This window comes from Paraburkholderia sp. BL17N1 (assembly GCF_003634175.1).
Taxonomy (GTDB): Bacteria; Pseudomonadota; Gammaproteobacteria; order Burkholderiales; family Burkholderiaceae; genus Paraburkholderia.
Genome location: NZ_RBIW01000001.1, coordinates 3,361,513 through 3,386,065, shown reverse-complemented (window position 1 = coordinate 3,386,065; position 24,553 = coordinate 3,361,513). Strand labels below are relative to the sequence as shown.

Annotated in this window: 22 protein-coding genes and 1 other RNA gene; 11 read left to right on the top strand and 12 right to left on the bottom strand. The window is 63.7% G+C overall.

Features of this window, described 5'->3' with window-relative positions:
* Positions 1–88: 88 nt before the first annotated feature.
* The 4 genes from recR to ffs form a co-directional block, all read right to left on the bottom strand.
* A complete protein-coding gene (gene recR, locus B0G82_RS15320; protein ID WP_106283547.1) occupies positions 89–685 on the bottom strand; it encodes a recombination mediator RecR in 597 nt (198 codons plus the stop codon).
* A 263-nt stretch (positions 686–948) separates the two neighbouring features.
* Positions 949–1,275 carry a YbaB/EbfC family nucleoid-associated protein gene (locus B0G82_RS15310; RefSeq protein WP_007182071.1) on the bottom strand — a complete coding sequence of 109 codons (327 nt, stop codon included), beginning with the start codon at positions 1,273–1,275 and terminating at the stop codon, positions 949–951.
* A 67-nt stretch (positions 1,276–1,342) separates the two neighbouring features.
* Positions 1,343–4,024 carry a DNA polymerase III subunit gamma/tau gene (dnaX, locus tag B0G82_RS15305; RefSeq protein ID WP_121307844.1) on the bottom strand — a complete coding sequence of 894 codons (2,682 nt, stop codon included), beginning with the start codon at positions 4,022–4,024 and terminating at the stop codon, positions 1,343–1,345.
* 229 nt (positions 4,025–4,253) lie between these two features.
* Positions 4,254–4,352, bottom strand: an RNA gene (ffs, locus tag B0G82_RS15300) — signal recognition particle sRNA small type.
* A 442-nt stretch (positions 4,353–4,794) separates the two neighbouring features.
* On the opposite strand from ffs, the gene trxA reads away from it, so the two are divergent.
* The 8 genes from trxA to B0G82_RS15260 all read left to right on the top strand — a co-directional run bounded on the left by trxA (position 4,795) and on the right by B0G82_RS15260 (position 13,746).
* Positions 4,795–5,121: a thioredoxin TrxA gene (gene trxA / locus B0G82_RS15295; RefSeq protein WP_006048864.1), complete on the top strand. Its 327-nt coding sequence runs from the start codon at positions 4,795–4,797 to the stop codon at positions 5,119–5,121.
* 239 nt (positions 5,122–5,360) lie between these two features.
* Complete coding sequence (gene rho, locus B0G82_RS15290) at positions 5,361–6,629, top strand: transcription termination factor Rho (protein ID WP_006048863.1); 1,269 nt, start codon at positions 5,361–5,363, stop codon at positions 6,627–6,629.
* 223 nt (positions 6,630–6,852) lie between these two features.
* Positions 6,853–7,404, top strand: coding sequence for a MerR family transcriptional regulator (locus B0G82_RS15285; RefSeq protein WP_121307843.1), 552 nt, complete (start codon positions 6,853–6,855; stop codon positions 7,402–7,404).
* The gene (locus B0G82_RS15280; protein WP_121307842.1) at positions 7,401–8,957 is read left to right on the top strand and encodes an MFS transporter; all 1,557 of its coding nucleotides are present in this window, start codon (positions 7,401–7,403) and stop codon (positions 8,955–8,957) included. The genes B0G82_RS15285 and B0G82_RS15280 overlap by 4 nt, the downstream gene beginning before the upstream one ends.
* 14 nt (positions 8,958–8,971) lie before the next feature.
* A complete protein-coding gene (locus tag B0G82_RS15275) occupies positions 8,972–9,805 on the top strand; it encodes a M90 family metallopeptidase (protein WP_121307841.1) in 834 nt (277 codons plus the stop codon).
* 239 nt (positions 9,806–10,044) lie between these two features.
* Positions 10,045–10,311, top strand: a complete 267-nt coding sequence (locus B0G82_RS15270) for a type B 50S ribosomal protein L31 (RefSeq protein ID WP_007182076.1) — start codon at positions 10,045–10,047, stop codon at positions 10,309–10,311.
* A 295-nt stretch (positions 10,312–10,606) separates the two neighbouring features.
* Positions 10,607–12,364 (top strand): glycosyltransferase family 39 protein, encoded by a 1,758-nt coding sequence (locus B0G82_RS15265; protein WP_116148429.1) that lies wholly within the window; start codon positions 10,607–10,609, stop codon positions 12,362–12,364.
* Between the two features lie 2 nt (positions 12,365–12,366).
* Complete coding sequence (locus tag B0G82_RS15260) at positions 12,367–13,746, top strand: MATE family efflux transporter (RefSeq protein ID WP_121307840.1); 1,380 nt, start codon at positions 12,367–12,369, stop codon at positions 13,744–13,746.
* A 188-nt stretch (positions 13,747–13,934) separates the two neighbouring features.
* On the opposite strand, the gene B0G82_RS15255 is transcribed toward B0G82_RS15260, so the two are convergent.
* Together B0G82_RS15255 and B0G82_RS15250 are read right to left on the bottom strand one after the other, a co-directional pair.
* Positions 13,935–14,384 (bottom strand): carboxymuconolactone decarboxylase family protein, encoded by a 450-nt coding sequence (locus B0G82_RS15255; RefSeq protein ID WP_121307839.1) that lies wholly within the window; start codon positions 14,382–14,384, stop codon positions 13,935–13,937.
* The gene (locus B0G82_RS15250; protein ID WP_121307838.1) at positions 14,336–14,830 is read right to left on the bottom strand and encodes a MerR family transcriptional regulator; all 495 of its coding nucleotides are present in this window, start codon (positions 14,828–14,830) and stop codon (positions 14,336–14,338) included. The genes B0G82_RS15255 and B0G82_RS15250 overlap by 49 nt, the downstream gene beginning before the upstream one ends.
* A gap of 322 nt (positions 14,831–15,152) precedes the next feature.
* Between B0G82_RS15250 and B0G82_RS15245 the strand changes: the two genes are divergently transcribed.
* Entirely contained in the window at positions 15,153–15,749 is a 597-nt protein-coding gene (locus B0G82_RS15245) for a helix-hairpin-helix domain-containing protein (protein WP_121307837.1), read from the top strand.
* 217 nt (positions 15,750–15,966) lie between these two features.
* Complete coding sequence (locus B0G82_RS15240; protein ID WP_116116833.1) at positions 15,967–16,398, top strand: YidB family protein; 432 nt, start codon at positions 15,967–15,969, stop codon at positions 16,396–16,398.
* 153 nt (positions 16,399–16,551) lie between these two features.
* Here the strand turns inward: B0G82_RS15240 and clpB are convergent, their stop codons facing one another.
* Both clpB and B0G82_RS15230 read right to left on the bottom strand, forming a co-directional pair.
* Complete coding sequence (gene clpB, locus B0G82_RS15235) at positions 16,552–19,149, bottom strand: ATP-dependent chaperone ClpB (protein WP_106283557.1); 2,598 nt, start codon at positions 19,147–19,149, stop codon at positions 16,552–16,554.
* Between the two features lie 119 nt (positions 19,150–19,268).
* Positions 19,269–19,769 carry an Rrf2 family transcriptional regulator gene (locus B0G82_RS15230; RefSeq protein WP_106283558.1) on the bottom strand — a complete coding sequence of 167 codons (501 nt, stop codon included), beginning with the start codon at positions 19,767–19,769 and terminating at the stop codon, positions 19,269–19,271.
* Positions 19,770–20,073: 304 nt separating this feature from the next.
* On the opposite strand from B0G82_RS15230, the gene B0G82_RS15225 reads away from it, so the two are divergent.
* The gene (locus B0G82_RS15225; RefSeq protein WP_121307836.1) at positions 20,074–20,616 is read left to right on the top strand and encodes a group III truncated hemoglobin; all 543 of its coding nucleotides are present in this window, start codon (positions 20,074–20,076) and stop codon (positions 20,614–20,616) included.
* A gap of 156 nt (positions 20,617–20,772) precedes the next feature.
* Here the strand turns inward: B0G82_RS15225 and B0G82_RS15220 are convergent, their stop codons facing one another.
* The 4 genes from B0G82_RS15220 to thrC all read right to left on the bottom strand — a co-directional run bounded on the left by B0G82_RS15220 (position 20,773) and on the right by thrC (position 24,546).
* A complete protein-coding gene (locus tag B0G82_RS15220; protein ID WP_121307835.1) occupies positions 20,773–21,249 on the bottom strand; it encodes a molybdenum cofactor biosynthesis protein MoaE in 477 nt (158 codons plus the stop codon).
* Positions 21,250–21,309: 60 nt separating this feature from the next.
* Positions 21,310–21,567 (bottom strand): molybdopterin converting factor subunit 1, encoded by a 258-nt coding sequence (moaD, locus tag B0G82_RS15215; RefSeq protein ID WP_012432823.1) that lies wholly within the window; start codon positions 21,565–21,567, stop codon positions 21,310–21,312.
* Between the two features lie 30 nt (positions 21,568–21,597).
* Positions 21,598–22,842 carry a gephyrin-like molybdotransferase Glp gene (glp, locus tag B0G82_RS15210; protein WP_121308713.1) on the bottom strand — a complete coding sequence of 415 codons (1,245 nt, stop codon included), beginning with the start codon at positions 22,840–22,842 and terminating at the stop codon, positions 21,598–21,600.
* Positions 22,843–23,091: 249 nt separating this feature from the next.
* Positions 23,092–24,546, bottom strand: coding sequence for a threonine synthase (gene thrC, locus B0G82_RS15205; RefSeq protein WP_121307834.1), 1,455 nt, complete (start codon positions 24,544–24,546; stop codon positions 23,092–23,094).
* Positions 24,547–24,553: the final 7 nt, after the last annotated feature.

The following is a 24,553-nucleotide window of genomic DNA, read 5'->3' as shown; positions in this document are numbered from 1 at the left end:
GGCGGGAGTTAGCGCTTTAGCGCTTACTCCCGCCCCATGCAAAGCTGTTCCGCGCTAACGCGCGTCGCCATACGGCGAGCGCCTTGCGCTACATCGAGCGACGGTCGAGCATGGCGCGGGCGATCGTGCCGGCGTCCACGTATTCGAGTTCGCCGCCCACCGGCACACCGCGCGCGAGGCGCGTCACGGCCAAACCGCGCGCCTTGAGCGTCTGCCCGAGGTAATGCGCGGTCGCCTCGCCTTCGTTGGTGAAATTGGTGGCGAGCACGACTTCCTTGACCACGCCATCCGATGCGCGTTTGACCAGCCGGTCGAAATGAATCTCCTTCGGCCCAATGCCGTCGAGCGGACTCAGACGTCCCATCAGCACGAAATAGAGGCCGCGATAGGTCATGGTCTGCTCGAGCATGATCTGATCGGCAGGCGTTTCGACGACGCACAGCAAAGTGGCATCGCGCTCCTCATCGAGGCAGACTTCGCAGATCTGCGCCTCGGTGAAGGTGTTGCACTTCTCGCAGTGCTTCAGATGCTCCGTGGCGAACAGCAACGAGCGGCCGAGTTTTTCGGCGCCGTCGCGATCGTGCTGCATCAGGTGGTAAGCCATGCGTTGCGCGGACTTCGGCCCGACGCCGGGCAGCGCGCGCAGCGCTTCGACGAGCGCCGACAAGGCGGAAGGTTGTTTCATGCGGATCGGCGTCGAAGTGGGTAGTGCCCGGCAATCCGGGTGGCGATGCGGTTGATACGATCGGTTTCCATCATTGCGGCGAGGGCCAGCCCGAGGGCGCGCGTTGCACGCCTCAGCCGAACGAACGCCGGTCGAGTCAAGCCGGCACAAGCGCAGTGAGTGCAGCACCGGCGGCATATGCAGTGCGCGCCACTCACGCGTTCCGTTCACGCCGCGGCGACAACTGCCGCGACGCCTGACCCGCCGCCTTACGGTCGTCGCGCTCAGAACGGCAGTTTGAAGCCCGGCGGCAACGGCAGACCCGAAGTCATGCCGCCCATCTTTTCCTGCGCGGTGGCTTCGGCCTTGCGCACGGCGTCGTTGAACGCGGCGGCGACCAGGTCTTCCAGCATGTCCTTGTCGTCGGCGAGCAGGCTCGGGTCGATCGATACGCGGCGCACGTCGTTCTTGCAGGTCATCGTCACCTTCACGAGACCGGCGCCCGACTGCCCCTCGACTTCGATCAGCGCGAGTTGCTCCTGCATCTTCTTCATGTTTTCCTGCATCTGCTGAGCTTGCTTCATCAGCCCGGCGAGTTGGCCTTTCATCATGGACATGCTCCTTCTTGATAGCGTGAAATTCGGAAATCGGGCGCGCTAAAACCTGTTGCGCTGCGAATCAGTGGACCGACGGCGCGCCGTTCGCGCCGGCGTCCGGAGTAATCGGGCGGATCGAGCCCGGCACGATGCTCGCGCCGAACTCGCGGATCAGCGACTGCACGAACGGATCGGCGCCGATCTCGCGCTCTGCTTCCTGTTGGCGCTGCGCGCGCAAGGCGGCGTCGTGCGCGGCGGCCGTGCGGCGCGCCGGCCCGACTTCGACGAGCACGTCGACAGCCTGGCCGAGCCTGTCGGCGAGCGCGGCTCTCAGTTTAGCGACCTGCGAGGCTTCCGCGTACTGCGGCACCGGCACGCTCAATTTGAGCGTGTTGCCCTCGAGCGCCATCAGTTCGCTGTTGAACGCCAGCTGATAGGAAATGCCCTTGAGCGGCAAGTCGACGGCCAGCGCCGGCCAGTCGCCCTTGAAACCGAGCGGATCGAGCGGCACCGCGGGCGGCAGCGGACGTTGATCGACCACCGGCGCCGGCGTGGACGCTGCGGAGGTATTCACGCGGACATCATCCGGGCCGCTGTCGAACACGGGCATGTAGCCATCGTCGGGCAGGCCGTAATAACCTTCGTCCGCGGCGGTGAGCGGCATGTATTCGTCGGGCGGCATGTCGTCCCACGGCGGCACCGACGCGCCGTTCTGCTCGGCGCCATTGCGCTGCGCGGGCGCTGAAGAGGCGGACGCGCGAGCCGCCGGTGCTGCCTCCTGCGGTGCGCGGCGCGGTGCGCCCGGCGTCGGCACGGGAACGACGACGCGCGGCGCGGCCGGCTTCGGCGTAGCGGGAACGGCAGATTTTGCGGCCGCTGCTGCGCTCGCGCGGCCACGGTCCGAGGACACTTTCAAACCGGCACTGCGCAGGACGTCGAGCGCCGCGCTCGCGCCGCCTGCGCGACGCGGTGCGCTATCGGCCGCGGGCGACGGCTCTTCCGACGGGGCCGCGGCGGCGGCCTGCTCGGTGCGAGCGAGCGCCGCAGCCGCGGGTGCGCTTAGTGAAGTCGCGGGCGCAGAGTCGGCGAGGGATGCCACAGAGGGAACTTCGGCGGCGGCCGCGCCATCGGGGCCGGCGGTTACGGAAGCTTCGTTCGCCGCCGAGTCGGTAGGCGCGTCATCCCACGGTGCCAAGGCGGCGGCCGCCGGGGCCGCAGACGAGACCGGCGACGCGGATGCCGCGGGGGCATCGTCCACCGGCTGCGACTGCGCCGAATTCACGTTGTGAACAACCGGCACCGACTCGCCGGCGACCGCCGGTTCCGCGCCAGGTGATTGCTCTGCTGCCTCGCCTCGACCAGAATCCGGCGACGTAGCTTGAACGCTGTTATCAGCAGGCGGCACTTCAATTGGGCTACGGGCTTGCCGTACCGGCTGAACCGCAACGCCCTTCTCCAATGCCACGGCATGACCCGGCTGCGTTTCACGAACCGGCGCAGCGGCGTTCACGCTCGCACCACGCGAATTCGTCAACGCAGCGCTTGCAGTCGCGCTCGCGGGCGCTCCCGACACACCCTGCTGCGCGGCCACAGCTGGCGCACCGGCACGTTTTGCCCCACTCGCTCCCGCCTGGCCAGACGCGCGCGCCGAACCCACGGCGCCACCGCCACCGCCTGTGGGTGCCGGTTCGAAGGCGAGCATGCGCAGCAGCGTCATGGTGAAGCCGGCGTATTCGTCCGGCGCGAGACCCAGTTCGCTCCGGCCGATCGTCGCGATCTGATAGAACAGTTGCACCTGCTCGGCGCTCAAGGCTTCAGCGAAGCGGCGCAAGTCGGCCGCCTCAGGCCACTCGTCCAGTACCGACGACGGCGCGAACTGCGCCCACGCGATCCGATGCAGCAAACTCGCCAGATCCTGCAGCGCCGTGGAAAACGACAGGCTGCGCAACGCCATCTCGTCGGCGACCGATAGCACCGCGGCGCCGTCGCCGTCCGCGAGCGCGTCGAGCAGACGAATCAGATAGCTCTGGTCGAGCGCGCCGAGCATGCCGCGCACGGCTTCTTCATTGACCTGATTGGCCGAATAGGCGATCGCCTGATCGGTCAGCGAAAGCGCGTCGCGCATCGAGCCGTCGGCCGCGCGTGCGAGCAGGCGCAGCGCCTGGGCGTCGTACGGCACCTTCTCTTCGCCGAGAATATGTTCGAGATGCGAGACGATGTGGCCAGCGGGCATCTGCTTCAGATTGAACTGCAGACAGCGCGACAGCACCGTGACCGGAATCTTTTGCGGATCCGTCGTGGCGAGAATGAACTTGACATGCGAAGGCGGTTCTTCCAGCGTCTTCAGCATGGCGTTGAAGGCGTGGTTGGTCAGCATGTGCACTTCGTCGATCATATAGACCTTGAAGCGCGCATCCACTGGCGCGTAGACGGCGCGCTCCAGCAGTGCCGCCATTTCGTCCACGCCGCGATTACTCGCCGCGTCCATTTCCACATAATCGACGAAGCGCCCTTCGTCGATCTCGCGGCACGCGCGGCACACGCCGCACGGCGTGGAGGTCACGCCGGTTTCGCAGTTCAGCGCCTTGGCGAAGATGCGCGACAGCGTGGTTTTGCCGACGCCGCGCGTGCCGGTAAACAGATAGGCATGGTGCAGACGGCCGCCGTCGAGCGCGTGCGTGAGCGCGCGCACCACGTGCTCCTGTCCGACGAGCGAAGCGAAATCCTTCGGCCGCCATTTGCGTGCGAGAACTTGATAGGTCATCGGGAAATTGTATCAGTAACGATGGCGTGCAAAACCGATTCGCGACCGCTCGCGAACGCATGCTGTCACTTCATTGGAAGTGGCTAACGGACCGATAGGAAAAAATAGATGAAGCGCGCGAGAAGCATCAGGAGGCGTGGCTGCATGCCGCTGCGCTCAGGGTAAACAGAAGATGGGATGCGTTTGCGGAAGAACCCGCGGAGAAAAACAAGAACAACAAAAAAAGGAAGGTGACGAGCCCGACCCTCGGCACTGGTGGAAAACGGCTGTGGCTGCTTCGTTCCCGACCTGACCAGGTTGACCATCCCTCCATGCGAGGAGGCCCGTCACGAAACATTCTATCATCGCTTGGCCCGTCGTGCGACTGTTAATACGAGCAAATCGTCAACGGCGCGCCGAATCGCTACTTGCGCACCATATAGCCGATCTCGCAGCGAGGCCGGCGAAAGCCACTTGAGTTTGGCCGGCAAGCCACCAGATAGGTTGCGTCATGGTTTGATGAATCACGGTGGCACTTCGTCGGCAGCCATTGGCCCCACTGCCCTGATGAGTACTATCGGCCCCGGCAACGCATAGCGAATTAAGCTAAACTGCCGTACGGATGACCCGCAAACGCGAGCCTTCCGCATACTCCGAAACAGGTTCACACCTTTTCCGGTGTGTGTCGGCAAAGTTCCGGTTGCGGCAAAGCGAACGGAAGTTTCCTTAGGTTTTGACGTATCGTGGCGAGCAATTCAGGCGGGCCTCGAACCGATAGAGGTATTCATACAATGAGCGAACAAATCAAGCATATTAGCGACGCATCGTTCGAACAGGACGTCGTGAAATCCGATAAACCCGTGCTGCTCGATTTCTGGGCTGAATGGTGCGGTCCGTGCAAAATGATCGCGCCGATCCTCGACGAAGTCGCGAAGGATTACGCCGATCGCCTGCAAATCGCCAAGATCAACGTCGACGAGCATCAATCGACGCCGGTCAAGTTCGGCGTGCGCGGTATCCCCACGCTGATCCTGTTCAAGAACGGCGCTGTGGCCGCGCAGAAAGTCGGCGCACTGTCGAAGTCGCAACTCACCGCGTTCCTCGACGGCAACCTGTAAAGCGATCAGAGCAACGCGCTGCGAGGCCTCTCTGAAAGCCGCGGGCGCGTTGTGTTAAGCGTGTTGTCGGGCGACAACACGCTTAACAAGAAAGATGCCATGCCGTCGCACCGGCGGAAACTGGCGTGTGCTATGCTAGAATCCGCAAAACGTCGAAAAGACGTGTAAGTCCTTGAGCGGTTCCGCTCACTCTCCTCCCAGATTTCATTTCGTCGCACCTTCTCCTGCGGGTTCTCCGTATGCATTTATCCGAGCTTAAGACTCTGCACGTGTCCGAATTGATCGAGATGGCCAATGGCCTCGAGATCGAAAGTGCGAACCGCCTGCGCAAGCAGGAATTGATGTTCGCCATTCTAAAAAAACGAGCCAAAACGGGCGACACGATCTTCGGCGACGGCACGCTCGAAGTGCTGCCGGACGGCTTCGGCTTCCTGCGTTCGCCGGAAACCTCGTACCTGGCCAGCACGGACGATATTTATATCAGCCCGTCGCAAATCCGCCGCTTCAACCTGCATACGGGCGACACGATCGAAGGCGAAGTGCGTACGCCGAAAGACGGCGAACGCTATTTCGCGCTGGTGAAGGTGGACAAGGTCAACGGCCAGCCGCCGGAGGCCTCGAAGCACAAGATCATGTTCGAAAACCTGACGCCGCTGCACCCGAACAAGGTGCTGCTGCTCGAACGTGAAATGCGTGGCGAGGAAAACGTCACGGGCCGCATCATCGACATGATCGCGCCGATCGGCAAAGGCCAGCGCGGCCTGCTGGTCGCATCGCCGAAGTCGGGTAAGACCGTGATGCTTCAGCACATCGCCCACGCGATCAAGCAGAACCATCCGGATGTCGTGCTGTTCGTGCTGCTGATCGACGAACGCCCGGAAGAAGTGACCGAAATGCAGCGCTCGGTGGCGGGCGAAGTGATCGCCTCCACGTTCGACGAACCGGCCGCGCGTCACGTTCAAGTCGCCGAAATGGTGATCGAAAAAGCCAAGCGCCTCGTCGAAATGAAGAACGACGTGGTGATTCTGCTCGACTCGATCACGCGTCTCGCGCGTGCGTACAACACGGTCGTGCCGGCCTCGGGCAAGGTGCTGACGGGTGGTGTCGACGCCAACGCGCTGCAACGTCCGAAGCGTTTCTTCGGCGCGGCGCGCAATATCGAGGAAGGCGGCTCGCTGACCATCATCGGCACGGCGCTGATCGAAACCGGCAGCCGCATGGACGACGTGATCTATGAAGAATTCAAGGGCACCGGCAACATGGAAGTGCACCTGGAGCGCCGTCTTGCTGAAAAACGCGTCTACCCGTCGATCAACCTGAACAAGTCCGGCACGCGCCGCGAAGAACTGCTGATCAAGCCCGAAGTGCTGCAAAAGATCTGGGTGCTGCGCAAGTTCATTCACGACATGGACGAAGTCGAGTCGATGGAATTCCTGCTCGACAAGATCCGCCAGACGAAGAGCAATTCGGAGTTCTTCGACATGATGCGTCGTGGTGGCGGCAGCTAAGGAATTGGGCTGATCTGGCCGTCCCAATCGCAGTTTACGCATCGCATGAAAAAGCCGCTCGTCGCAAACGAGCGGCTTTTTTTCGCCTTTTGATTTGCCGCCCGCGCACGGCGCACAGGCCACCTCCGGTTTCCAACTCACGTGTCGCTTGGCGCGGCAACCTATACGTGAACGTACACGTTGAAGTACAATACAGCCGGTCTGTCATGTCTGCCACACGCCTATGTCCAAGGACTCACCCGCTCTGCTGACGGTGCGCGACGCCGCCGAACGTCTCGGCGTCACCCCGCGCACGCTGAAGTACTACGAGGAACGCGGCCTCGTGTCGCCCACGCGCAGCGAAGGCCGCTACCGGCTTTACGACGAGGACGATCTGAAGCGCTTCGGTCGCATTCTGCGTTTGCGCTCGCTCGGCTTCTCGCTGCATAGCGTCACCGAAATGCTCAAGCGTCCGCTCGAATCCGTCGACGGCGGCCACCGCTATTCCACCGAATCGCTGCAGCAGATTCACGACGCCATCGAGCAGCAGGTCGCGGCGCTCGACGCGCGCATCGAAAGCGTGCGCCGCGAACTGAAGGAAGCGCAGAAGCTGCGCGCCGAGCTGAGCCCCGACCTCGACTACCTGAAGCGGCGCCTTGCCGGCGAGAATGCGGAGGCATTGCTCGAACAGCGCCGCAACGCGCGCGCCAAGGCAGGCAACGCGACACCTTCGAAACGGGCCAAAGAACCGGACAACCCCACGCCGGGCGAGTCCACGCCGGACGAATCCACATGACCACCACATCGCCCCGCGTGTCGTTGTTCAGCGTCGAAAAACTGCGCGGCGATTTCTTCCCCTGGGTGCTGGCCGTCGTTACCGGCCTCGACTATTTCGACAATTCGATCTTCTCGTTTTTCACCAGCTATATCGCCGGCGGCATCAATGCGTCGCCCGATGAACTGGTGTGGGCGTCGAGCGCCTATGCGGTCGCGGCGGTGCTGGGCATCCTGCAACAGCAATGGTGGGTCGAACGCTTCGGCTACCGGCGCTACGTGGCCGGCTGCATGCTGCTTTATGCCGCCGGCGCGGTGGCCGCGACGCTGTGTGAATCGTCGATCGAACTGGCGTTCGCGCGCGGCTTTCAAGGCTACTTCATCGGCCCGATGATGGGCACCTGCCGCATCCTGATCCAGATGAGTTTCAAGCCGCAGCGGCGGCCGGCGGCCACCCGCGCGTTTCTCATACTGATCGTCCTGAGCAGTGCGCTGGCGCCGCTGATCGGCGGCCAGCTGGTCGGGCATTTCGACTGGCGCGCGCTGTTCGTGTGCACGGCGCCTGTGGGCGTGCTGTTCGCCGTGCTGGCCTTGCTCGCGCTGCCCGACTCCGGCAACCGCCTGCCGGAGGAACGCGGCTCGGCGCATTTCTGGCCGTACGTGATCTTCGCGTTAGCCCAAGGCGCGCTGCAGATCGTGATGCAGCAGGTGCGCTTCCAGTTGTTCAGCGCGTCGCCCGGATTGATTCTGCTGAGCGTCGCCGGGATTGTCGCGCTGGGCTGGTTCGCCTATCACCAGTGGCATCATCCCGCGCCGCTCGTGCGCCTGCATGCGCTGCGCGAGAAGGTCTTCCAGGTCGGCCTCGTGCTCTACATGTTTTATTACTACATCTCGACGGTATTCAGCTATCTGATCTCGCGCTTTCTCGAGAGCGGGCTTGGCTATCCGGTCGAAAACACCGGGCAACTGGTCGGCACGACGTCGCTGATTTCGGCGAGCGCCCTGTTCGTCTATTTGCGTTACGCGAAGCTGCTGCCGCGCAAGAAATGGATCATCGTGTCCGGCTTCGCGGTCGCCGCGTTCGCCGCGGCATTGATGACGCGCATGTCGCCGGGCGCCGGCGAAGCGGCGTTGATGCTGCCGCTGCTGTCGCGCGGTTTGCTGCTGCTGTTCATCGTGCTGCCGGTCGCCAATCTGACATTCAAAATTTTCGCCATTGAAGAATTCAGCCACGGCTACCGGCTGAAAAACATCGTGCGGCAACTGACCATGTCGTTTGCAACGGCCTCCGTGATCATCGTCGAGCAACATCGCCAGGCGCTGCACGAAACTCGCCTCGCGGAGTTCGTGAATCCGTACAATCCTGTGTTCCAGAACTCGCTCGCTACGCTGACGAAAGGCTTTGCCGCCGCCGGCCGCTCGCCCTCCGAGGCGCACTCGCTGGCGCTCGTGGAACTCAGCCGCACCGTTGCGCAACAAGCCAGCTTTCTGACCTCGCTGGACGGCTTCTATTTCCTGATCGGCGTGGCGATATGCGGCGGCCTGTTTGCCGCGTGGCAAAAACAGATCGACTAGGGTTGCTTCAGGCCATGCTCTCGAAACTGACTCAATGGTTCGGCACACGCCGGCGCGAGCGCGCGCTGCGCGACTACGCGGTCGGCGATCCGCTCTGGCAAGCCACGCTCGACGGCCTGCCGTTCCTCGCGCACCTCGCCGCGCCGGACCTCGTGCGTTTGCGCGAAATGACGAGCCTGTTCCTCGCGCAAAAGGAATTTTCGACCGCGCACGAACTGGAACTGACCGACGCGATGACCGTGGCGATCGCCGCCCAGGCATGTCTGCCGGTGTTGAACCTGAGCCTCGATCTGTACCGCGGCTGGGTCGGCGTGATCGTCTATCCGGGCGAATTCGTGATCCGCAAGACGGTCGAGGACCAGGACGGCGTGGTGCACGAAGTCGAACAGGACGCGAGCGGCGAAGCATGGGAAGGCGGCCCCGTGGTGCTGTCGTGGGAAGACGCGCAAATGACGGACGGCACCGACGCCTACAACGTCGTGATTCACGAATTCGCGCACAAGATCGACATGCTGAACGGCGAAGCGGACGGCCACCCGCCGCTCATGCGCCGCTGGCACGCGCCGCTCGATTCGCAGGCTTGGGCCGACGTGTTCGACCACGCTTACGACCACTTCTGCGCGAAAGTCGACGCGGTGCCGGAGCGCCGCTGGGCGCGCTTCGAGCGCGACTCGCTGATCGATCCGTACGCGGCGGATCATCCGTCGGAATTTTTTGCCGTTTGCAGCGAGGCGCTGTTCGTTCAGCCGCAGGCGTTCGAAGCCGAGTATCCGGAGTTGTATCGGCTGCTTGCGCGCTATTACCGGCAGGATCCCGCGCGAGTCGGCTTAACGTTCACGCCCGTCTGATGCGCAACGCCCGCCGGGCAAGGGTTGCCGCCCGGTCTGCAAGCCGGTCGCCAAGCGAGCCGGACAGCCGTGAAAACGGCGCGTGCCGCTAGCAAAAAGCCGCGGCAAAAGTCGTCAAGCGACTGATTTTCTGGCATAATCGCCGTTTTTCGACCATAGGCAAGTGGCTCGCGCCTAGATGCGGTTCGTTCAGATACGGCCGCACGCGGGTTGGCTACCGCCAGATTAAAGGAAAGACCATGAAAGAAGGCATTCACCCGGATTACCGCGAAGTTCTGTTCATCGACGTGTCGAACGACTTCAAGTTTGTGACGCGCTCGACCATCCAGACGCGTGAAACCGCCGAATTCGAAGGCAAGACCTACCCGCTCGCCAAGATCGAAGTGTCGTCGGAATCGCATCCGTTCTACACCGGCCAGCAAAAGATCATGGACACGGCAGGCCGCGTCGAGAAGTTCCGCAACAAGTTCGGCTCGCGCGCTACCGGCAAGGTCGCAGCGAAGTAAGACCTGGCTCGTCGCCGGCTCTGGCCGGCAGCGAAGCAGGAGCAAAAAGGGCAGCGCGAGCTGCCCTTTTTTGTCGCCCGGCTGATCATCCATCGCCAATGCGGCGGCGAAAAGCTACGAGCACGGCGCGCCACCCAAACCGTGTTACAGCTTTCCCAACCACGTTGCGAGCCGTTACCGGCCGTGACGCGCATCGCACGGCACGACTACAATGCCGGATGCTCCAAACTGGCCATTCGAGCCGGACATGCCGTCCGGTCCCGGCTGCACCGCTTATCCGATATCCACACACCGCATGAGACCTGCCGTTCGCCTCACTGCCTCAGCGACCAGTGCCTTGCCGCGCTGGCTGCTGCTGACCATCTGTATCGTCTACGCATCGTTCGGACTATTCGGCCGCGATCCGTGGAAGAACGAGGATGCAGCCGGCTTCGGCGTCATGTGGACCATGGCCAACGGCGGCGCGCACGACTGGCTGCTGCCGAATCTGGTCGGCAAATACCTCACTGAAGACGGCCCGCTCGGCTACTGGTTCGGCGCCAGCGCGATCCGCCTGCTCGCGCCGTGGGTCGATGCGAGCAATGCCTCGCGCGTCTTCACGGGCCTGATGTTCTGCGCGGGCTGCGCGTTCGTCTGGTACGCCGCTTATCTGCTCGGCCGGCGCGCCGAAGTCCAGCCGTTCAAATACGCGTTCGGCGGCGAGCCGGAACCGCGCGATTACGGCCGCACGCTCGCCGACGGTGCGCTGCTGATCCTGCTCGCGTGCTTCGGCCTTGCCGAGCGCGGCCACGAAACCACGCCGCAACTCGCGCAGTTCTTCGGCATCGCGATGCTCGTGTACGGGCTCGTGCGCATGATCGACAAGCCGATTCAGGGCGCGCTGATCTGGGGGCTCGCGATCGCCCTCGTCACGCTGGCCAGCAGTCCGGTGCTGGTCGGCGCGCTGCTGCTCGGCACGTTGGCGATGACCCTGATCGTGCGCGAAACGCGCTCGCGCTGGCTGCTGCTGGCGGGTCTGCCCGTGGCGCTCGTGCTGTCCGTGGCGTGGCCGATCGCCGCGCTCGCCGCCTTCCCCGACGACGCCGTCTGGTATCTCAATCAATGGGTGCACGTCAGCTTGAGCTCGTTCGCTGGGCCGCCCGGCTCGGTGGCCGGCTACGCGCTGAAAAACCTGCCGCTTTTCACCTGGCCCGCGTGGCCGTTGGCGCTCTGGGCGTGGTTCAGCTGGTCGGGATTGCGGCGCGCGCCGCATGTGGCCATTCCGCTTTCGGTGATCGGACCTCTGTTCGTGCTGGTCGTGCTGCAGAGCCATCAATCGAACCGGCTTTACATGCTGCTGCTGCCGCCGCTCGCGGTACTGGCCGCGTTCGCGCTGCCCACGCTCAAGCGCGGTGCGATCAACGCGATCGACTGGTTCGCGCTCCTGAGCTTCACGATTCTCGGCAGCTTCGTCTGGCTGGTTTATATCGCGGGGCTGACCGGCTTTCCGCATCCGCTCGCGCGCAATCTCGCGCGTCTCGCGCCGGGTTTCGCGCCGCAGTTCAAGATCCTGTCGTTCGCGTGCGCGGTCGCCGTGACGGTCTGCTGGTTCGTGCTGGTGCAGTGGCGGCTCGCGCGCCATCCGAAAGTCCTGTGGCGCAGCGTGGTGCTCTCGAGCGCCGGCACCACCCTGATGTGGGTGTTGCTCATGACGCTGTGGCTGCCGGTGGTCAACTACAGCCGGACCTATAAGGACGTCGCCGAACAGATCGCCGCCCATCTGCCGGACGACTACACCTGCATTTCGCCGGTGCGCCTCGGCAATGCGCAGATCGCGACCTTCGCGTATTTCGGCGACATGCACTTCTCCTTCGACCAGGACTGCGACGTGATCCTGCGTCAGGATACGCAGGACTACGGCGAGCCGAGCGCGATGTCCGACTTCGTCTGGAAGCTGGTGTGGGAAGGCCGCCGCGTGGCCGACCGCGACGAACGCTTCCGCCTGTACGTGCGCATCGACCGTCCGAAGCCGCCGGTCGTCAAGCGCCGCAACTGGCGCAAGAAGTCCGACTGAGCATGTTCGCCGACGTACGGAAAATCGCCGGACTCGCGTGGCCGGTGCTGATCGGGCAACTGGCGATCATCGCGTTCGGCGTGATCGACACGGCGATGGTCGGCCGCTACTCGGCTGTCGATCTGGCGGCGCTCGGCCTGGGCTCGTCGGTTTATATCTCCGTGTATATCGGCCTCACCGGCATTCTGACCGCGCTGCAACCGATTACCGCGCAACTCTACGGCGCGCGCCGCTACATCGAGATCGGCGAGGAGGTTCGCCAGGCCTTGTGGCTCGCACTCGCGCTGACGGTGATCGGCTTTCTGATTCTGTTTTTCCCGGGCCCGGTGTTGCAGATCGCGCGCGTGCCCGAGGCGCTGCACGACCGCACTGTCGCGTACCTGCGGATCCTGGCCTTCGGCTTGCCGGCCGGGCTCGCTTTTCGCGTCTACAGTTCGATCACCAATGCGGTGGGCAAACCACGGCTCGTGATGATCCTGCAGATCGGCGCGCTGCTGCTCAAGGTGCCGCTCAACACGTGGTTCATCTTCGGCGGGTTCGGCGTGCCGGCGCTCGGCGGGCCGGGTTGCGCGCTTGCCAGCACGACGATCAACTGGGGGCTGGCCGCGCTCGGCATGTTGCTGCTGACGCGCGTCGACGTGTTCAAACCGTTCGCGATCTTCGCGCAGTTCTGCTGGCCAGTCTGGCGGCGCCAGGCGGCGCAACTGCGGCTGGGCATTCCGATGGGCCTGTCGTATCTGATCGAAGTCACCTCCTACACGTTCATGGCGCTCTTCATTGCGCGCTTCGGTACGACGACGCTCGCCGGCCATCAGATCGCCGGCAATATCGGTGCGGTGCTGTACATGACGCCATTGTCGATCGGCATCGCTTCGTCGACGCTGGTCGCGCAGGCGCTCGGCGCGCATCGTCCGGCAGCGGCGCGCACGCTGTCGCGTCACGGCATCATGATGGCGATGGCGATCGCCTGCTGTTACGGCGCGGTCGTGCTGGTGCTGCGGCCGTACATCATCGAAGGCTATACGCCGAATGCGCAGGTCGTCGCGGCGGCGTCGCCGCTGGTGCTGATCGTCGTGTGCTATCACCTGTTCGATGCGTTGCAGATCACTACCGCGTTCGTGCTGCGCGCCTACAAGGTGGCGGTCGTGCCGACCGTGATCTACGCGGTGGCGCTGTGGGGTGTGGGGCTCGGTGGCGGCTATGTGCTCGGCTTCAACGTGACCGGCGGCACGCCGGAATGGCTGACCGGCGCGCGCGGCTTCTGGGTAGCGAATACCGCGAGTCTCGCGATTGCGGGCATCGGCTTGCTGATGTACTGGCGGGTGGTGAGCAAGCGCTATTTGCATGCCGAGGCGGCGCTTCGGGTCGATTCGGCGGCTTGACGGGGCTACTGTACAGCGGTGAAATGCGCGGGTTTCCCGCTGGTGAACTGCAGTTTGGTCTCAGTCCACAGCCCCGTTGTCGTGGGGACTGTCAATAACGGACCGTTAGTTGCGTTAGAACCACAATAAAAAGCGGCCGCGCGATGCAGCCGCTCGGCCTACCTTGCTGTCGCCGTTGCCCGAGGATATCAACCCGCGTGCGCTTGCTCCTCCAGCACCTGCGCCGCGCTCGCCGCTTGCCCGTCGCTCACCGCCTGGTCACGGCGCTCGAAAATCTCGCGCGCGGCAAACAACGCATTCAGCGCCGCCGGAAAGCCCGCGTAAAGCGCCATCTGCATGAACACCTCGACGATCTCCTCGCGCGTGCAGCCGACGTTCAACGCCGCCTCGATATGCACCTTCAATTGCGGCTGCGCGCAGCCGAGCGTGGCAAGCGATGCGATCGTGGCAATCTCACGCGTGCGCAGATCGAGTTGCGGCCGGCTGTAAATGTCGCCGAAGCCAAATTCGATCAGCAGACGGCCGAAATCCGGCGCGATCGGCGCCAGCGCGGCGATGACCTGTTCGCCGGCCGAGCCGTCAATCTGCTTCAGTTTGTCCCAGCCTCGGGTGTAGCGGTCGTTGTGTGCGTGGTCCATGGTGAGTCCTCTTCCGAATGTGAGTGCGCCTGGGTTTCGTCGGTTTGTCGTGCCGAATGCTCCGCGGCGGCTGCGCGCCCAGCCGCTTCGTAGTACGCGATCTTGTCGACGATCGCGCCGAGGTTGCTCTGCAACTCGGCGATCCGCGCCAAAACTGCATCCCGATGCGCCACCAGCAGATCGCGGCGCGCGCCCACCGTAGGCTGCCCTTGTGCGCGCAAGGCGGCGAACGCCTGCATGCCGGCGATCGGCATGCCGGTCGCCTTCAGGCGCATCAGGAACCGCAGCCAGTCCAGATCGGCCGGCGAATACAGCCGATGCCCCGCCTGCGTGCGGCCGACGGCGCGAATCAGCCCGGCCTGCTCGTAATAGCGCAACGTATGCGTCGAAACGCCGATCGTTTCAGCGACCTGCCCGATGGTGAGTGCTTTCGAGATATTCGACATGACGGAACTCAGGTTAGGACTTCGAGTGCACTCTAAGTCAAGTGCGTCATGCTGTCATTTGTCTCCGCTGTCATTTTTTACGGCGTGAGGTTTTGATCGATAAGCTCACAACAGCCTAATAACAAGGCAAAAGGTTTAAATCTTGTTCACACTGATTTACTTGTCGTGAATCGATCGGTATAAATCGTCCGCGTTCGCAAATAAGGGCGCGCAATTTGTTCTATGCTTAAGCGCAGCGAAAGCTGACAGGCTGCTGTCGTCCGAGCTTTGTACGGGTCGTCCCTTCGCGGCTAACTTTTTTGCCCACAATGGAGTGCTTGCCATGCTGAAGAAGCTTTTAATGCTTTGCGTTGCTTTGGCTTTGTCGCTGTCGGCCGGATTTGCGGCGGCCGTCGAAGTAAATTCCGCCGATCAGGCGGCGCTCGAATCGGTCAAGGGTATCGGCCCGGTGCATGCGAAAGCGATCATTGACGAACGCACGAAGAATGGCCCGTTCAAGGACGCCGACGATCTCGCCACGCGCGTCAAGGGCATCGGCACGAAATCGGTGACCAATCTCGAAGCGGCAGGCCTGACGATCAACGGTTCGTCCACACCGCCGAGCGGCGCCAAGCCCGCCGCGAAACCGGGCAGCACGGCCACGACGAAGGCAGCGCCGGCCGCCGCGCCTGCGGCCACGACCGCGGCGCCAGCCACGGCTGCGACCACGACGCCGCCCGCGCCCGCGGAGGCTTCCGGCGCGAAGGCATCGAAGTCGAAGAAGAAGAGCAAGACTGCCGCGTCCGACGCGGCGGCGGCATCCGCGCCGGCCGCCACGGCCGCGGCGGCGCCGGCCAGTGCCTCCGACAGCAAGGCTTCGAAGAAGAAAGCTAAGAAGAGCAAGGCCGCATCGGCTGCGGCGGCCTCGGGCGGTGCCTGACAGCACGGAAAGAGGACCGGACAGAATCACACGGAGTACGAAACAGGATCAGGCAGCGGCAGTGCAACGGCCCAAGGGTTATGCGCGTGGCGGCCACACCATGCACCGTCGGCGCCGTCTCGCCGCCGCCCGCCTTCCTCCCACAGCGCCGCGCAACCGCGCGGCGTTTTCACCCGCTGACCCGTCGAGCACGTGTCGGCATTCAAGAGAGACTGTCATGAGCCTACTCGACACACTCGGTTCCCTGGTTGGCAAATCCCCCGAAGGCGGTGGTGGCCAGCAAGCCCTGATCGCGGCTGCGCTCGAATTCGTCAACAGCCAGCCGGGCGGCCTGAACGGCCTGATCGACCGCTTCAAGGAAAAAGGCCTCGGCGACGTCGTGACGTCGTGGGTCAGCAATGGCGAAAACCAGCCGATCGCGCCCGACGCGCTGCACAGCGTGCTCGGCTCGGAAACCGTCACCAACCTCGCGGCGAAGGCCGGCGTGCAACCGGATCAGGTCACCGGACTGCTGTCGCAGATTCTGCCGCATGTCGTCAATGCGGCCACGCCGGAAGGCGAAGTGCCGGCTGAGGGCAAGCTGAACGCCACGACCGTGCTCGGCGCGCTGGGCGGCTTGTCGGCGTTGTTCGGCAAAGGCAACGCGTAACGACACGGGCGGCCTTGGCTGCCCACATGCCCGCTTGCAGCGCAATCAGCGGGCAAAAAAAACGGCAACGAAGTCACCTTCGTTGCCGTTTTTTAACATCGTCAGGAGCGGCTCGACCGCCGCCGCTCCTTTTCTTCGAAGAACGCGTTTGGCTTAATGCACGACGCGTTCGAAGACCAGCTTGCCTTCTTCCAGTTCGACCGGAATCACGTCCTTCGGACCGAACTTGCCGGCCAGAATCAGCTTGGCGACCGGGTTCTCGATCTCCTGCTGGATCGCGCGCTTCAACGGCCGCGCGCCGAACAGCGGATCGTAGCCGACCTTGCCGACATGCTCGAGCGCCGAATCCGACACCACCAGTTGCATATCGAGTTTGGCCAGCCGCTCGTGCAGACGCTGCAACTGGATCCGCGCGATCGACTGGATATTCGAGCGGTCGAGCGCATGGAAAACGACGACGTCGTCGATCCGGTTCAGGAACTCGGGCCTGAAGTGCAGCTTCACTTCTTCCCAGACCGCGTCCTTCACCGCGTCCTGCGGCTCGCCGACCATCGACTGGATCACTTGCGAACCGAGGTTCGACGTCATCACGATCACCGTGTTCTTGAAGTCCACGGTGCGGCCCTGTCCGTCGGTCATGCGGCCGTCGTCGAGCACTTGCAGCAGCACGTTGAACACGTCCGGGTGCGCCTTCTCGATTTCGTCGAGCAGGATCACGCTATACGGCTTGCGGCGCACGGCTTCGGTCAGATAACCGCCTTCTTCATAGCCCACGTATCCCGGCGGCGCACCGATCAGACGCGCGACGCTGTGCTTCTCCATGAACTCGCTCATGTCGATACGGATCAGATGATCTTCCGAATCGAACAGGAACGACGCCAGGGCTTTGCACAACTCCGTCTTGCCCACCCCGGTCGGACCGAGGAACAGGAACGAACCATACGGCCGGTTCGGATCCGACAGACCCGCACGCGAACGGCGGATCGCATCGGCAACCGCGCTGATCGCCTCGTCCTGACCGACCACGCGCGCATGCAGTTTCTCTTCGATCTGCAGCAGCTTTTCGCGCTCGCCTTGCATCATGCGCGACACCGGAATGCCGGTGGAACGCGACACGACTTCAGCGATTTCCTCCGCCCCGACCTGCGTGCGCAAGAGCCTCGGACGGGTCGGATTGTTCTGCTCGCTCGCCTCGGCCTTGGTCACTTCCTTCAACTGCGCTTCGAGCCCCGGCAGCTTGCCGTACTGCAGCTCGGCGACCTTTTCAAGCTTGCCTTCGCGTTGCAGGCGTGTGATTTCCGCACGCGTCTTTTCGATCTCTTCCTTCAATTGCGCGCTGCCCTGCACCGCAGCTTTTTCCGCGGTCCAGATTTCTTCGAGGTCCGAATATTCGCGATTCAGCCGCTCGATTTCTTCCTCGATCAGTTGCAGACGCTTTTGCGACGCTTCGTCTTTTTCCTTCTTGACGGCTTCGCGCTCGATCTTCAACTGGATCAACCGACGGTCGAGCCGATCCATCTCTTCCGGCTTCGAGTCGATTTCCATCTTGATCTTCGAAGCGGCTTCGTCGATCAGGTCGATCGCCTTGTCCGGCAGGAAACGGTCCGTGATGTAGCGATGCGACAGTTCCGCCGCGGCCACGATAGCGGGGTCGGTGATATCGACGCCATGATGCAGCTCATACTTTTCCTGCAGACCGCGCAGGATCGCGATGGTCGCTTCGACCGACGGTTCGTCGACCAGCACCTTCTGGAAACGGCGCTCGAGCGCGGCATCCTTTTCGATGTACTTGCGATATTCGTCCAGCGTGGTCGCGCCGACGCAATGCAGTTCGCCGCGCGAGAGCGCCGGCTTGAGCATATTGCCCGCGTCCATCGCGCCTTCAGCCTTGCCCGCGCCGACCATGGTGTGAATTTCGTCGATGAAGACGATGGTCTGCCCTTCGTCTTTCGCGATGTCGCTCAGCACGGCTTTCAGGCGTTCTTCGAACTCGCCGCGATACTTGGCGCCGGCCAGCAGGGCCGCCATATCGAGCGACAGCACGCGCTTGCCCTTGAGCGTTTCCGGCACTTCGCCGTTGACGATACGCTGCGCCAGACCTTCGACGATCGCGGTCTTACCCACGCCCGGTTCGCCGATCAGCACCGGGTTGTTTTTGGTGCGCCGTTGCAGGATCTGGATCGAACGACGGATCTCGTCGTCACGGCCGATCACCGGATCGAGCTTGCCGGCCCGCGCGCGCTCGGTGAGATCGATGGTGTATTTCTTCAGCGCTTCACGCTGGCTTTCGGCGTCCTGGCTATGCACCTGCGAGCCGCCGCGCACCGCGACGATCGCGCTTTCCAGCGACTTGCGCGACAAGCCGTGCTGACGCGCGAGACGCCCGGCCTCGCCTTTATCGTCCGCAACCGCGAGCAGGAACATCTCGCTCGCGATGAACGTGTCGTTGAGCTTCTGGGCTTCCTTGTCGGCTTGATTCAGCAGACCAGTCAGCTCGCGGCCGATCTGCACATTGCCGTCCGTGCCCTGCACTTGCGGCAGACGCGTCATGGCGTCGCCGAGCGCCGTTTGCAGCGCCTGCACGTGCACGCCGGCACGCGAGAGCAGTGAGCGCGCCGAACCATCCTGCTGGGCGACGAGAGCCGACAGGACGTGAACCGGTTCGATGTATTGATTGTCGTGGCCGACGGCCAGACTCTGGGCATCCGCCAGGGCTTCCTGGAATTTAGTGGTGAGCTTGTCGATTCTCATCAAGAGACCTCCAATTTTCGATTACCACCAAAATGAGGCGTTTTATCCAGGTTTCAAGCGTTTTTTTGCCCCAAGCGACAACTATTTAACATTTGACGCGAGAGAAATGCCTGGCGCATTCAGGCCGCCGACGCCGCGTCGCCGTTGGCCGGCGAGACCGGCGTGATCGGAATCACGTTGCTCAAGCCGAGCAGCGCGGCCAGCGGGCCGTGCGGCTGTGCCATCTCGCCAATGGTATGGCGATCGAGCTCGGCGAGGAAGGCATTGCGCGCCGCCTCGAGCGCGCCGCGCAAACGGCATTGCGCCGTAATGACGCAGCCCCGGCTCTCGCCGCGCTGGTCCGGAAAGCAACCGACCAGCGCAAAGTCGCTCTCCGTCGCGCGCACGATTTCGCCGACCGTCAGCGCATTCGTCTGCTCCGCGAGCCGCAGGCCGCCGTTGCGGCCGCGCACGGTCTCGACCCAGCCGAGTTCGCCGAGCTGCTGCACGACCTTCATCAAATGGTTCTTGGAAATGCCGTACGCGTCGGAAATGTCCTGGATCGTCGACAACCCTTCGCCACGAACGGCGAGGTACAGCAGGACACGTAGTGAGTAATCCGTATAGTCGGTCAGTCTCATGGGTGCAGGTAGTGCAATGAGCGCAAGCCGCGATCCGGGGGATAACCGCGTCGATGCAAGGGTTGCCGTGGGCCGTCGCTTCGCCCTAAGATGCAGGCGCCACGCATATTTTCCAGTTCTGCGCAGACAGGCGGAGTGCGTGAATCGGCATTAATGGTAACGTTTCCTGCCTGGGGCATTCTTACGAAAAGCGGGGTATTCGCATCCTACTTCCGCACGTTCGGGCTCCATTTGAGGCTATTTCCGACGCTGTGTGGCGCCATGTGGCGATATGCAGTGAATCGCTGCATTTTTTGGAATCTGCATGAACCCGTCTTTCCCTGCCGCGCCAGTGGTCGAGCGCGCCGCCGAGCCCACCGAGGCGAATATCCGCGATCTCGTCTACGGCTTCTACGACCGCGTGCGAGCCGACACGCTGCTCGGCCCGGTATTCGACGCGAAGCTGGCGGGCCGCTGGGACGACCATCTGCCCAAGATGTGCACCTTCTGGGGCAGCCTCGTGCTGGGCGCGAAGCAATATCGCGGCAACGTGCAGCAGGCGCACCAGCCGCTAGAGGGAGTCGAGCCGCAGCACTTCAGCCGCTGGCTGTATCTGTTTCTGGATACGGTCGAATCGCGTTATCAGCCGGCTGCGGCGGTGCGCTTCATGGAACCGGCGCTGCGTATCGCGCAGAGTCTGCAACTGAGCCGTTTCGGCTGGGACTACAAGATTCCGGAGGAACAACAGGCGCTGCTGGACCGCATCGCGCCGAAACGGCATCCGCGCGACGGTGACCATGGCCACGCGGCGCGGCCGCCCGGCGAGCCGTTTCCGACGCGGATCGTCGGCCGGACGCGGGACGAATGAGCCAGCCCGGTTCAGGTTGATAAGCCACTTTGAAACGGTACGGCGGCACGGAGTAAGCGTGGCGAGCGTCGTCCCAGACTTAGGAGCGCTTCAGATCGGCGTGAGATGCGCCGGGACGCTTTCTGACTCGCCAGCGCCCATGCTTAAACCCGCGCCCTATTCCGCCGTTCGATTGTCCGATTCGATGCCCCAGCGCGCGAGCGCCGCGTCGTCGGTAACACGGGCATCGACCCAGCGCTCGCCGGCTTCGGTCTTCTCTTTTTTCCAGAACGGCGCCTGGGTCTTCAGATAATCCATCACGAATTCGCACGATGCGAAGGCTTCCCCCCGATGCATCGCCGTGGTCGCCACCAGCACGATCTGGTCGAGCGGGGACAGCTTGCCGACCCGATGCACGATCGACACCTCGATGCCCGGCCAGCGCTCGCGCGCGCTCACGACGATCGCTTCCAGCGACTTCTCCGTCATGCCGGGATAGTGTTCGAGCTCCATCGTTTCGACGGTGTTGCCGTCGTTCAGATCGCGCACGGTGCCGATGAAGCAGGCCACCGCGCCGATCTTCGGATTGCGCGCGCGCAATGCGGCGACCTCGGCGGTGAGGTCGAAGTCTTCCGTCTGGACGCGAACGGGCATCTAAGGCTCCTATGCGGTTAAGCGGCGTTGTGGCGTTGTGGCGTTGTGGCGTTTTTTGGTTCAGCCGCCGGTGACAGGCGGAAAAAACGCAACTTCGCAGCCTTCGGTAACGCGCGTCCCGGCGCCGGTCATCACGTGGTTGCAAGCCATGCGCAGCGCGCGGCCTTCCGCCAGCGTGTCGGCCCAGATGCCGCCGCGCACGCGCAGCCACGCGCGCACATCGCCGACGGTCGCGATGCCGTCGGGCAGATCGACGGTTTCGTCGGCCAGGTCGAGCGCTTCACGCACGCTCGCAAAATATCGGAGTTGAATCTTCATCGGGATGCCGCCGGCGGTGGCCGGCCTCGCTCAGTTCAGCAATTCGGAAAAAGGAATGAAGCGCACGGTCTCGCCGGCGCTGATCGCGTGATTCGGCGGATTGTCGATCAGGCCATCGCCCCACACTGTCGACGTCAGCACGGCCGAACTCTGGTTCGGAAACAGGTCGAGGCCGCCGGCCGGGTTGATGCGCGCGCGCAGGAATTCGTTGCGGCGGTCGGCCTTGCCCTGCGTGAAATCCGCCCGCAGCGACAGCGCGCGCGGCGCGACCGTCTGCACGCCGGCCAGGCTCAGAATGAACGGCCGCACGAACAGCAGGAAGGTGGCGAAGCTGGACACGGGATTGCCCGGCAAACCGATAAAGAAGGTTTCAGCCGAAACCGAGGACTCCGACGCAGCCTCGCCACGCTGCGCCGCACGACGCACCGCGCCGAACGCGAGCGGCTTGCCCGGCTTCATCGCGATCTGCCACATCGCGAGCCGCCCTTCCGCTTCCACCGCCGGCTTCACGTGATCCTCCTCGCCCACCGACACGCCGCCGCAGGTCAGGATCAGGTCGTGCGCCTCGGCGGCTTCGCGCAGTGTCGCGCGCGTTGCGTCGAGCTTGTCCGCCACGATGCCGTAGTCCGTGACTTCACAGCCGAGCTTCTCCAGCAGGCCGCGCAATGTGAAACGGTTCGAGTTGTAGATCGCGCCCGGCTTCAGCGGCTCGCCAGGCATGGTCAGTTCGTCGCCCGTGAAGAACACGGCAACCTTGACGCGCCGCCGCACCGTGAGTTCGGCGCAGCCGACCGAGGCGGCCAGTCCCAGCGCCTGCGGCGTGAGCCGCATGCCCGCCGGAAGAATCACCGAGCCGCTGCGGATATCCGCGCCCTGCGCCGTGATCCATTCGCCCGGTTGCGGACTGTGCAGGATGGTGACGTCCGCGCCGGCGGCTTCGGTTTGCTCCTGCATCACGATCGCGTCGGCGCCGGGCGGCACCGTGGCGCCGGTGAAGATGCGCGCGGCCGTGCCGGGCTTCAGCGGCTCCGGTGCGTGACCGGCGGGGATCCGCTGCGAGACCGGCAAACGGCTGTTGCCCTGCGCCGTCAGATCCGCCGTGCGGATTGCGTAGCCGTCCATCGAACTGGTGTTCATGGGCGGGACGTCGAGCGGCGACGTGACGTCGGCCGCGAGCACGCGGTTCAACGCTTCCAGCGTGGGGATCGACTCGGTGCCGGCAATCGGGCTCGCTGCGCTGAGGAGAGTCGCCAGGGCTTCGGCGGTGGCAAGCATCGGCGCGCGGGGCGTGGGTGTGGACATCTCTGATCTCGGGGCCGCTGACTAAAAGAATATTGTAGCGGTCGAAGCCGATAGCCTGGGCAGCCCGGCGCTATGGGAGGATTTTTTGGAGTTTGAGTGCTTGCCACGAGGGTTCGCGGCAAGCGTCGTTTAGCGTCGAGCGCGTGGCGCGTGGCGCGTGCCGGACAGTCCGCATGAGCCGTGGACGACGCGCTCACGCTTCCTGTCGAACACGACGCCGACTTAATGAGCGCCCGCGTTCGCCGCCACGAAGTCCTTCACGCGCTGCGCGTCCGCCGGCAGCACTTCGAAACGCTGCGGCAACGACTCGAGGCCCGCGAACGCCGCCGGCCGCTCCGGCTCGCGCAGCAGCGCTTCGCGGATCGTCTCGCCGAACTTGATGGGTTGCGCCGTCTCCAGCACGATCATCGGAATGCCCGGCTGCAGATGTTCGCGCGCCACCTTCAGGCCGTCGGCCGTGTGCGTGTCGATCATCGTGTCGTACCGCTCGAACACGTCGCGGATCGTGTCCACGCGGCTGTCATGGCTGCTGCTGCCGGACACAAAACCGAACTCCCGCACGCGCGCGAAATCGCCGCTTGCCGCAAGGTCGAAGCCGCCCTTCTCTTCGACGTCGCGGAACAGTTGCAGCACGCGTGCCGGATCGCGGCCGAGCAGATCGAACACGAAACGCTCGAAGTTCGACGCCTTCGAAATATCCATGCTCGGGCTGCTGGTGTGATACGTCTCGGCCGCCTTGCGCACGCGGTAAATGCCGGTGCGGAAGAACTCGTCGAGCACGTCGTTTTCGTTCGTCGCGACGACGAGTTTCTCGATCGGCAGGCCCATCATGCGCGCGATGTGACCCGCGCACACGTTGCCGAAGTTGCCCGACGGCACCGTGAACGACACGCGTTCGTCGTTCGACTTCGTGGCCGCGAAGTAGCCCTTGAAGTAGTACACGACCTGCGCCACGACACGCGCCCAGTTGATCGAGTTGACCGTGCCGATCTTGTACTTGGCCTTGAACGCGTGATCGTTCGAGACGGCCTTGACGATATCCTGCGCGTCGTCGAATACACCTTCAACGGCGATGTTGAAAATGTTCGGATCCTGCAGGCTGTACATCTGCGCGGTCTGGAACGCGCTCATTTTCTTGTGCGGCGACAGCATGAACACGCTGATGCCCTTCTTGCCGCGCATGGCGTATTCCGCGGCGCTGCCGGTGTCGCCCGAAGTCGCGCCGAGAATGTTCAGCGTTTCGCCGTTTTTGGCGAGCGCGTATTCGAACAGGTTGCCGATCAGCTGCATCGCCATGTCCTTGAACGCGAGCGTCGGACCGTTCGACAGTTCCAGCAGCGACAACGGCGCGCCGTTTTCAACGCCGAGCGTCTTCAACGGCGTGATCTGCGTGGCGCTTTCGTCGTCGCGCACATTGCAGTACGTGGCCGCCGTGTAGGTCTTGCGCGTGAGCGCGCGCAGGTCTTCGGCGGGGATGTCGTCGCTGAATTTCGACAGGATCTCGAAGGCGAGGTCCGCATACGGCAGCGTGCGCCAGCGCGTCAGTTCGTCAGCCGTGACGCGCGGATAGTCGGCGGGCAGGTAGAGGCCGCCGTCTTTCGCGAGACCGCCCAGCAAGATGTCGGAAAAGGTATGGCGCTCGCCGGCTCCGGCGCCGCGCGTGGAGAGGTAGTTCATAGTTCGG